Here is an 8,452-nt window from a genome sequence, read left to right on the forward strand (position 1 = left end):
GTGGTGGAACACGACCTCGAAACCATGCGCCGCGCCGACTGGCTGATCGACGTCGGCCCGGCTGCCGGTGAACACGGCGGCCAGGTCCTGTACAGCGGCCCACCCGCCGGCCTGGCGCAGGTCGAAGCCTCGCAAACCCGCGAATACCTGTTCGCCGAAAAACGCCCGGTCAGCCAACCACCGCGCCAACCCACCGGCTGGCTGAGCCTGGAAGGCGTCACGCGCAACAACCTCAACGACCTCAGCGTGGACTTTCCCCTGGGCTGCTTCACCGCCGTCACCGGCATTTCCGGCTCGGGCAAATCCAGCCTCGTCAGCCAGGCGCTGTTGGAACTGGTAGGCGCAGGCCTGGGCCGCGTGGTGGAAACCGAAGACGAACCCAGCCTCGAAGACGACGCCCCGCAAACCAGCGGCGGCCGCATTAGTGGCGGGCTGGAACACATCCGCCGCCTGGTGCAGGTGGACCAGAAACCCATCGGCCGCACACCGCGTTCCAACCTCGCGACCTACACCGGCCTGTTCGACAACGTACGCAAACTGTTCGCCGCCACACCCGCGGCGAAAAAGCGCCATTTCGACGCCGGGCAATTCTCTTTCAACGTCGCCAAAGGCCGCTGCCCGAACTGCGAAGGCGAGGGGTTTGTCAGCGTTGAATTGCTGTTCATGCCCAGCGTGTACGCGCCATGCCCGACGTGCCACGGGGCGCGGTACAACCCGGAAACGTTAGCAATCAAGTGGGAAGGGCTGACCATCGCCCAGGTGCTGGGGCTGACGGTTGAACAGGCGGTAGGGGTATTTGCCGAAGAGCCGGGTGTGCTGCGCTCGCTGCAAGTGCTGCGGGATATTGGCTTGGGTTATTTGCGCCTTGGCCAGCCGGCGACCGAGTTGTCAGGCGGGGAGGCGCAGCGCATCAAGCTGGCGACCGAGCTGCAACGCAATGCCCGGGGCGCGACGTTGTATGTGCTGGATGAACCGACGACCGGGCTGCATCCGCGGGATGTGGACCGGTTGTTGAGCCAGTTGAATCATCTGGTGGAGGCGGGGCACACGGTGATTGTGGTGGAGCATGAAATGCGCGTGGTGGCCCAGAGTGATTGGGTGATTGATATTGGGCCGGGGGCTGGGGACAGAGGCGGGAAGGTGGTGGTGAGCGGGACGCCGCAGAAGGTGGCGAAGAGTAAGGGGAGCCGGACTGCGCCGTTTTTGGGGCGGGAGTTGGGATAGCTAATGGCCGGAAGGGGTCTATTCATGGCTTTGCTCTCTAGCGTTCGGCACCTGGCGGGTGACCAAAGTAGGCCTTGTAGGCATGGTTGAAGTTAGCGGGATTGGCATAGCCCAGGCGGTAGGCGATCTGCGCCACCTGCCACTTGCGCTGACGAAGCAGATTGCGCGCAAGCTCCATGCGTTGCTGGCGCACATAATCCAGCATCGACTGGCCGTAGATTTGACTGAACGCCCGGCGCAGCGTGGTTTCCCCCACACCCAGGCGCCGGGCCAGCGCTTGAGTGCCGGGAGGGTCGATGAGGTTGGCATCCAGTTGAAACCGCGCTTCATGGGCCAGGTCTGAATGACCGCGTACCGCAGGTATTGGCCTGGCAGGTTGAGGGGCAAGATGGGCTGCCAGCTCCACCAGCGCTGCCAGGCTCAGGCTTTCCTGATTAAGGCGCTCCAAGGCGCCTTGGTAGGGAGAGTGATATATCCGCTCCAGCAAACGCCCCAGTGCCGGGCACCCGTGCAGTCCCGAAAATTGAACGCCGTCATTGAGCAGGCTGAGTAACGGCTGGAGCGCCGAGTCTTCTTCGGCCAGCTCGCGCAAATAATCGCCTGCGATGCGTAGCCCGGCCATGCGCGCATGACTGCCGGCGGGCAGTTGATCGACGGTTTCCATGCTCTCACTCAGGCCCAGCACATGGACTGCGCCCGTGGTGTATTCATTGAGCACACCGTCGACCCGATGCTGCCACTGGCCGCCGAGCACCTGCACGATGCACACACTGTCGGGCAATACCTTGTGGATCTTCAGCGGCTCGGGGAACTGCAAGTCACAGTCGAAATACTGCAGGTCTGGCCGAACGGTCCGTGCGCGGTAGTGGCCGATGGCAGAACCAATAACCTGACGAGCGCTGTCGTCGAATACGCCGGCCTGGTCCAGGGGACCCGGGTGATCGAAGCAGAAGTGTGTGTCGAGATAAGGATTCTGGCGTTTCATCGAGAAGGGTTTGAGTCATGTCCTTATGTGTTCGCGCCATTGTACCCCGTCACTCGTCGTTGTGAACCGCAGTCTCATTGTTGTGCGCAACGGCCTGCACGGTTGGCAGATCGCCGAGGGTGACTTTCAATGGTCGGCCGTGAAATTCAAGGAACCTGAGTATGCTGATTTATCGCAAATGGGCTGCCGTGCTAAGCATGGTACTGGCCGTCATGACGGGCAATACCTTCGCTCAAGATCGCCCGGAAGTCGCAGATAAGGTCGCTGCGTATTCGGGTGAGGCCGGGGTGAAAGTCTGGACACTGCGTATCGGGGCCCGTGACGAAAATCAGGCACTGGTGCAAGTGGAAGGGGCTGACCACGACTGGAACCTGAAAATCCAAAAGATGTCTGTCGAGAAGACCAGCAAGGACACGCGCTATTACACCACGGTAGACGGTCAGAAGTTCGTCGTACTGATTCTGCAAAACGGCTGGGGAGAGCTGTACTTGCCAGGCGAAGCAAAAGCGCTGGCCGTCGCCTATAACGAGGCGCTGGCGAGTCAGGGCAATGCGCAAGCATTTCTCACTGACTATCTCCAGGCGAACTGAGCCATGAGCCTGTTGAGACGATGGTCGTGGGGCCTGGCGATGTTGCTGCTGCCGCTGGTACTGATGGGCTGGAGCAGCCTTCAGAGCTGGCGTGCCGACAGTACCCTGGAAGAAGCGCAGGTGATGCGCCAATGGCTCGCCAGCCCGAGCGATGAATTGAGGCAGCAACTGCCGCAACAATGGCGCAAAACGCCGGTACTCCCGGACGACAGCCTGCGCGGCTACCTGCAGCGTGAGGTCGCTCGGGCCGATGCCGACCAGGGCTCGGTGCACATGCGCCAGGTCTTGGCGTTTCTCGGTTACTGGCTGGCGGTCGCAGCCGTGCTGGCGGGCTGCGCGACCTGGGTAAAACTGCGCCTGGATGCCTGGCGCGCGTTGCGTTCGCGGGACTTTCTTTATGATCGACTGGTCCTGAGCTGGCGTGCGCTGGGGCAGTGGCTGGTGGTCTACACCGGGTTGATAGTGGGGGCGCTGGCGATGGCCCTGCTGTATGAAGTCAGCTGGGGCTGGAGCAACCGCCAGAACAGCGGCATGGTGATACTGCTGGTGGTGGTGCCCTTGCTGGTGATGCTGTACCTGGGCGTGCTGTTGATCGGGCGCCTGCGTCGGCAATGGCAGGATATGGAAACGCCGCAATCCGGGTTTCTGGGGCGTTCAATCAGCCGGGCCAGCGCCCCGGCCTTATGGGAGTGGATAGAAAAACTGGCAGCCGTCACCCGCGCGCCCGTGCCGGACCACATCGTGATTGGGGTCGACCAATCGTTTTTCGTCACCAGTGTCCAGGTGGCCCTGCAACCCTCGGGGCAACTGTTGACGGGCCGTACGATGTACCTGCCGCTGACTTTCCTGTCGACCCTGAGCCAGGAAGAAGCCGCCTCGATTATCGGCCATGAGCTTGGCCACTTCAGCAGCCGCGACACCGAGCGCGGGAGTGAAGCCGGGGCACGGTTCAGCCTGATGTACATGCATTTCCTGAACATCAGCGCGGTGGATGACATGCCGTCCTGGATCGAACGCCCGGCGATCTGGATGACGTGGCGCTTTCTGCATCACTTCCAGATTGCCGTGCACCACTGGAGCCGTGCGCAGGAACTGGTGGCGGATAAGGTCGGGGCGCAAATTGCCGGCGAGCGGCTGTTTTGCCAGGCGCTGCTGCGCGTCATCGCCCTTGATGCCGAAGTCAACAAACTGCTTGGGCAGCGTACCCACAGCAACTTGATCCAGGCGTTAGCGGACCACCTTCGCCAGGCTCCGGTGATCTTGAACGAGGCGGTGATGGATCACGCGATCGCTCATCCGTTCGATACCCATCCCCCCACTGCCGTGCGCCTGCAGCAACTGGGTGTGGTTCTCGACGACCAGTTGCTGGCCCAGGCAACACGGACGCCCACCGCGCACGACCGGCAGTGGTTCAGTCAACTCACTCATGATCCGCAGTCGGCTGAAGATGCCAACAAGAATGGAGTACCGGTATGAACCACCCTGATGATCCACTGGCCAGCCTGGCCCAATCCCTCACTGAGGATTTTAATCAGCACACTGGCGATCAGTTGCAGGCGGCCATCCAGGAACGCGAGGAGTGGTTGGCCGAGGTTCCCGCAGTCACCGAACTGGCCTACCCACGCAAGGTGCGCCGCACCCTGTTGCTCTTTTCAGTGTTCGCTTTCGTGATGGCTGGCGGGAGTGCATGGGATGGCAAAAACGCGTTCATGGGAGGCATTTTTGCAATCGTGGCGCTGGTTTTGCTCAGCGGGGTGTGGCTGCACCGTCGGGCCGGCGAGGAGATCCTGATGCGCCTGACCCATAGCCACTTGTGGTTTCGCAACCTTGATGCAGAAATCGATCTGCTGGATATCGGTGATATCCACATCAAAGAGGGCCGCATCAAGCTATGGATCACGCTGACATTGCGCGAGGGTGCGCCATTGCCCGCCTGCAAAAACGCTGCGGGCCCCCTGATGCCCCACGTCAAGATCAAGCGCTCCCGGGAGCCTCAGATATGCTTGACGCTGTTCGGCCTGCAACTGAACGGTAACGTCCTCACCGGCGAACAAGTGCTGGAAATGCTGGACACCTACTGCAACGCGGCGCGTGTAGAGGGTGAGTTGCGGGCGTTGAAGGCTTCCTGAAGGGGTAGGGGGCTACACCCGTTTGTGGCGAGGGCGCTCGCGCCTCGCCACACACATTGATGTATTCGACAGTTTCAGCGACTTGCCTCGGTACGCCACAGCACAGGCCAATGAACCTGCTCCAGCCCCATGCAGGTGTTCATTTCAGCCGCATGGGTCAGCGTGAAACCGTTACCGTCGTAGCGCCAGCGCAGCGCAGTGCCACAACCCCCCATGCCCATCGCCATTGCCTGGCTGCTCAGCTCACCCGTGGCCGGATCAAAATCGACCAGGCCGTTGGGCTCTCTTTCCGGCAGATTTGGCACTTCGGCGACCCGTGCTGGGCGCGCCTGCTCAGGGTGGTCCAGGGGCGCCTGGTAGATATTGTAGAAACAGTTGTATGCCCCACAGCCGGTTTCGATGATCACCAGCGCTTGATCTGCACTCAAGGCATAGGCGTTAGCCTTTGGCGCAACGCCTTCATTCAGATCCGCTTGCCACTCCTTGCGCGTGGCCGCCACCACGGCATCCGCGACTTCTTTTGCCCTGTCCGGGGTTAGCGCAACGGGTGCCTGCCAACTCGGTGCCGGCGGTGCGGCCGGTGCTTGCGGCACGCTGCTGGCGGGCGCCTGCCCCTTGGAAATCAGTGCGTCCTGTGTACCAACGCGCCCCTGGACCGAGTCGATCAGCAAAAGCGCCGCGCTCATCCCGTTTAGCGAGGCGACGGAGGTACCGCCCTCAATGGGTAAAATCAACTCCCGCCCGTTGCGCAACTCTGCAATCAAGGCGTCGGCATTCGTTCCGGTCAGAGCAAACACCTCAGATACCTCACCTTTTTTGAGTTCGCCAGGCTCGAATCGATTTTTCAGCGGCTTGCCATCGAGTGTTGGCTGACCCTGGGGGGCGGTGTAGCTGAACACGCCTACCCGCAAGTCTCCATGTGGGCCGGCTTCACGGGTTACCCGCAGGCTGAACGTCGAGATACCGATATCGTCACGCTCCGGGACGGCACCGATAGCCGTGCAGGCACGCGTGTTATCACAGCCGACAATCCAGTCCTTGATAGAACGCTCCAAAGGGACATTGTCGGCGGCGTTCGCACTGGTAACTGCAGCAGCCATCAGGAATATGAGGGGGAGTCGGGTCATCAAACAGGTGCCTGTAGACTGGAAAAACGCTATTAGGGCAGGGTTCTTTGCCAATACCTATTGCATGGCCGTCAGGCACAACAGAAACCCCGGCTGGAACAATCGGTACGGTGTTCCAGCCAGCGCCTGAACGTGGGATGTCGCCAGTCCAGCGCGCTGCAAGTCAGGGTGACTTTGCGCCGTTGCGCCCCTCAATGCTGCGCACCAACGCCCCAAAAAGCTCACCCCGCGGCATCTTGCTCAAGGGAATATTCGCCTTCTCGAACCACTCCCGATCCGCCTCAGGGTGCGGGCCACTCAGCACCACGACCCCGTTTTCATAGGTGTAACGCGCTGCCGCCACATCACCATTCCGGTAGGTCGCAATGGTTGAAGAAGGCGAGGTCGCGTCAGGCTTGGGGAAGTAAGGCCCATCCTGATAAAAGACGCTATCGGTTTTCCCATCCCACACAACCTGCACCGCCGCGTCCGCAATGCCCGCGACCTCAAACCCAGGCCTGCCCGCCTCTGAATCAAGGTCGTAGGGTATCAGGCCAAAGTTGCTGTCGTCGGCCAGATAAGCACCCATACAAAGCCCCAGGTAGCGCCCACCCTGGGCGACAAAGTCACGAATGGCCTGCACCCGCGCATCCCCCAAACTATCAAGCGCCGCAGGGATGTCCTGACCGCCACCCGGTTGAACGTAGAGGTCATAACGAGCGAGGTTTTGCGGCGTGATGTCGATCGATTCATCGGCACCTACAAAGTCAATCTGCGCAGTTGGGCGGACGCGCAGCAGGGCTGTTTTGACATTCTCTGAACATCCCTCGCAGCCCGCCGGGCCTCGGTAGATAGCGACATGGGCGATGGGTGTCGCGGCGTGCACTGAGGAAGGAAGCAGTGTGAAAAACGCAAAAAGCGTCGCGGCGATGGCGTGCAGATTCATGGTTGTAGAGTCGTCTTAAAGCTGATTGGGTCCGATCGGACTTTGTGATTCGAAGCCTAAAGCCAATAGCCACTTGAAGGAGTTAACATTTGTAAAACGGCTAGGAAAAATCGGGGTTGATGATCGCAACGACGGTTTTTCCATTGAAATTTATGGGTTTTCCTTTAGTGCATAAATATCGAAGAGAGCGTTTCTTCCATTTTCAGTCCCCGGAATTTTTCAGGCCGTTTGAGTCAGCTCTCGGCGATGCGCGAATGCTATCGGCCAATAGCACACACTCAAGTATCGACTATGCTTGGAGCGATTCAGCCCTGTACCTGAAGGATCTAAACAATGGGGTACCTTGTCGTTGCTCACGCGATGAATGTGAAGCCGGAGTTAGAACCACTTTCTACGTTGCCGGTGAGCATTGGTTGGTCATTGCACCAGGATGAAAACGCCACGTCGTTCTACTTAGACACGTTCAAGGCTGGCGAAGAACGGAAATGGCCCTTTACGTCTATGCCACCCATCAAGGATGTACCGCTTGAGCTCCCTCAAGAATTGGCAGCGCTATCGCAGATATACAAAGTGCTTAAGGATGCTCAGCTAGCCGACTACTTCAAGAGAGCTTTCCTGAATGTGAATTTAGCGCTGAGTAAAAGCCTTCAATTACACGTTTGCAGCTTTTGCACGGATGACGACGGGCTGGATTTTGTGTGTGTATCGTCGAATGGTGAACTGCAAAGGCTGCGTTGCGTTTGCGGTGATCTGGATATCACCTACGAGCTTGGCACGGTCATGATCCAGCCGCTTCTGATAGATGGAGTTGAAGGCACCGACGCAAGTGGTCTGCATGACCCAGAGAGCGGCATTCACGTCTTGAGTCGGAATATAACGCCCTCATCGTTACTGCATGCGGTGGCTTCAGCAGAAACCACTCGCTTTCTACAAGCAGAAAGCCCCCCTCTGGGTCTAGGTAGCTTCGATGGTCTGGACGTCGCACCGGTAAAGATTGCTGGCTCTAAGATCGCCTCGCTGAAGCCTGAGGTGGTTGCTCAGAAAGCGTGGTGGAGGCGGTGGTAGTTGTATCGACGACTTCGACCCAAGCCAGGAGGTTTTTCGGGGAAAAGTAGCCAATTATCAGCATCGAAAAATTGGGGCCGATAATGGGGGCCAGTTTTCAAAAAGCTACCCGTCACGATGGGCTGCAATCGGCCGAGACCGTGTAAAAAGGCTTCCATCGTACTTAGATCTGCAGCGTTAAATCTTCCAACCTTAATCAGTCACAGGAGCGTTCGTGGCTGGGTTTATCCTAATTATCTTGTGAGGAAAGTAATGGAGGCTCTTCAACGTGCTCCCATTCCAAATACCACTCGTATGTTTCGTTGTCAGCCTTGAATTCATGTTTAACAGTCCTGCCAAGTCTCACTAGCTTTCGAGCCATGTGAGAGGAATGTGTCTTAGTCATTCTGAATCGCCCCTAGTTTCGT

General features: G+C 59.0%; 7 protein-coding genes and 1 pseudogene. 5 read left to right on the forward strand and 3 right to left on the reverse strand.

Annotated features, from left to right (window positions below):
* Positions 1-1,224 (forward strand): annotated as a pseudogene (locus tag HX846_RS07455) (ATP-binding cassette domain-containing protein); the annotation flags it as partial.
* Between the two features lie 37 nt (positions 1,225-1,261).
* Here HX846_RS07455 and HX846_RS07460 read toward each other — a convergent pair.
* Positions 1,262-2,209, reverse strand: a complete 948-nt coding sequence (locus HX846_RS07460; RefSeq protein WP_177022073.1) for an AraC family transcriptional regulator — start codon at positions 2,207-2,209, stop codon at positions 1,262-1,264.
* Positions 2,210-2,370: 161 nt separating this feature from the next.
* Here HX846_RS07460 and HX846_RS07465 point away from each other — a divergent pair, with 161 nt between their 5' ends.
* From HX846_RS07465 to HX846_RS07475, 3 genes are read left to right on the forward strand one after another with little or no spacing between them, the layout of a single operon-like run.
* A complete protein-coding gene (locus HX846_RS07465) occupies positions 2,371-2,799 on the forward strand; it encodes a hypothetical protein (RefSeq protein ID WP_003210496.1) in 429 nt (142 codons plus the stop codon).
* Between the two features lie 3 nt (positions 2,800-2,802).
* Positions 2,803-4,275, forward strand: a complete 1,473-nt coding sequence (locus tag HX846_RS07470) for a M48 family metallopeptidase (RefSeq protein ID WP_023658733.1) — start codon at positions 2,803-2,805, stop codon at positions 4,273-4,275.
* Positions 4,272-4,928, forward strand: coding sequence for a hypothetical protein (locus HX846_RS07475; protein ID WP_177028436.1), 657 nt, complete (start codon positions 4,272-4,274; stop codon positions 4,926-4,928). Before HX846_RS07470 ends, HX846_RS07475 begins: the two co-directional genes overlap by 4 nt.
* A 74-nt stretch (positions 4,929-5,002) precedes the next feature.
* Here the strand turns inward: HX846_RS07475 and HX846_RS07480 are convergent, their stop codons facing one another.
* The gene (locus HX846_RS07480; RefSeq protein WP_087694702.1) at positions 5,003-6,055 is read right to left on the reverse strand and encodes a DUF1176 domain-containing protein; all 1,053 of its coding nucleotides are present in this window, start codon (positions 6,053-6,055) and stop codon (positions 5,003-5,005) included.
* Between the two features lie 163 nt (positions 6,056-6,218).
* Positions 6,219-6,980, reverse strand: coding sequence for a BPL-N domain-containing protein (locus HX846_RS07485; RefSeq protein ID WP_178965196.1), 762 nt, complete (start codon positions 6,978-6,980; stop codon positions 6,219-6,221).
* A 333-nt stretch (positions 6,981-7,313) separates the two neighbouring features.
* Here HX846_RS07485 and HX846_RS07490 point away from each other — a divergent pair, with 333 nt between their 5' ends.
* A complete protein-coding gene (locus tag HX846_RS07490; RefSeq protein WP_178965197.1) occupies positions 7,314-8,045 on the forward strand; it encodes a hypothetical protein in 732 nt (243 codons plus the stop codon).
* Positions 8,046-8,452: the final 407 nt, after the last annotated feature.

The organism is Pseudomonas sp. K5002, assembly GCF_013386655.1.
GTDB lineage: Bacteria > Pseudomonadota > Gammaproteobacteria > Pseudomonadales > Pseudomonadaceae > Aquipseudomonas.